This window comes from Aeromonas sp. DNP9 (genome assembly GCF_001728955.1).
GTDB classification, from domain to species: domain Bacteria; phylum Pseudomonadota; class Gammaproteobacteria; order Enterobacterales; family Aeromonadaceae; genus Aeromonas; species Aeromonas veronii.
This window is the reverse complement of the sequence record NZ_LYSQ01000064.1, coordinates 1-1,726: the sequence shown is the minus strand read 5'-3', so window position 1 is coordinate 1,726 and position 1,726 is coordinate 1. Positions and strand designations below refer to the sequence as shown.

Below are 1,726 nucleotides of genomic sequence, written 5' to 3'. Positions count from 1 at the left end.
ACCCCGTGCTCCAGCGCCGCATACTGGGTCACCGTCACCTTGCCGCTGCTGTCTATCAGCACGCTGAAGGCCTTGGTACCACTGGTGCTGCCGCCGGTCCATCCTTCATAACCGTTGGCCACCGCCACCAGTTTGATTTCGCTGGCACTGCCGCTTTGACCTGCCAACCATAACCCAGTCCCGGCACCAGCCTTGGCGCTCAGGCTGTACTGCACACTACCGCCTCCGTCAGCCCCATACACCGGGGCATTAAACAGACCGCTGATGGCGCCGCTGGTGATCTCCACCGCATCAAAACCGCCGGTCTCATCCAGGGTGGCGCCAGCACTGACTGCCGCCTTGGCCGAGGTACTCGGGCCATCGTCATTGAAGCTGATGACCTTACCGATATCCAGAACCCCGCTTGCGTGATCTCCATCCTTATCGGTGACGGTCAAAGTCAAATTAACGTGGCCAGAGCCCAAAAAGGTTGCTTCATCAGGATCAGAGGTTGGGTGAACTACAGCCCGCAGCTGATCAAGGGTCACCTTGCCGCTACTGTCGACCGTGAGGCTAAATACCAGTTGGCCAGTTGTGGCCGTACGACCTTCGAGGATCGAACCATTCATTCTCAGCTGAACTTGCTCACCAGTGGCGGTATCAATCAGACCAGAGTTGGCATTTTGTACATTCAGGCTATAGCTCTGGGATCCCAGACCATCTGCCCCCGACTGTACGTTGAACACACCACTAAAGTCAGCTGTTACATCATGATTGAGGTTGGACTCATCGACCTGCAACTGCACAGCACCGCCCCAAGTCACAGTGGTGCTGACATCGTTGTAGTCATAATCCGAGCTGAGGGTCATATCCTCCCAGTTCTGGTTGCCTGCGCTACCAGTATCCTGCAAATGTGAACCGCCAGGGTTGAGGCTCGCATCGCTGAACACGATGTTGGCACCATCGGCACCACTCAACGCAGTGCTGCCAACGAATGCCTGCCACTTGCCATTAATAAACTGGAAAGTGACCGCGGCACCATCTACAAGACCGGGATTGGCACCGCCATTGGGGATAACAAAGAATCCGGTATGAGCAGGATCCAGCGAACTGATATCTGTCTGGCTTCCCACACTCTGACTGTGAACATTTGCCCAGATGACTTTGCCGGACAACGGGGTGCCATCATCACCTTTGATGTAATAGCCATAGCTATTTGAATAACCGGCGTTGCTACCCAGGAAGGTGACTGAGGAAGTCAGGGACAGCTCACCCACCTGGATTGTCGGCGTATCATCGTTAATGGTGACGGCAAGTACGCCGCTGGCACTATCCCCGTCACCATCTGTCACCTTGTAGCCCACATTGAGGGTGAGATTATCTTCGGTATCAACCCCTGTGTGCATCAATGGCTGCAGAAGTTTCACCGAGTAGGCACCAGTGCTCGGGTCAGTAATGGTGACCGTCATCAAGAGACCGCGAGTGGAACTGATAGACAAGGTTCCACTTTGGGCATCCCACGTTGAGGTCACACTTTCACTTCCCAACGCAGTAGGCCCGGAGAGTTCAAGCGATTTGAGGCCATCAGCCCCGGCCTGATAAGCCAGATTGCCCGTGACGCTGGTATTGGCCCCTGCAACATCACCAGAACCGCCATTGATCCCGCCAACAAGGCCTTCATCGTCAAGTACCAAGGCAGCCTGAACATTGCTTGCTTTGGGGCCGTCATCCTCGAAGCGGAACACAC

At 55.3% G+C, this 1,726-nt stretch carries 1 protein-coding gene; it reads right to left on the bottom strand.

The genetic code is table 11. The features are described 5' to 3' along the window. Positions 1–1,726, bottom strand: a 1,726-nt coding sequence (locus A9G06_RS22360; protein WP_253182364.1) for a DUF5801 repeats-in-toxin domain-containing protein, incomplete at both ends; no start/stop codon positions are given.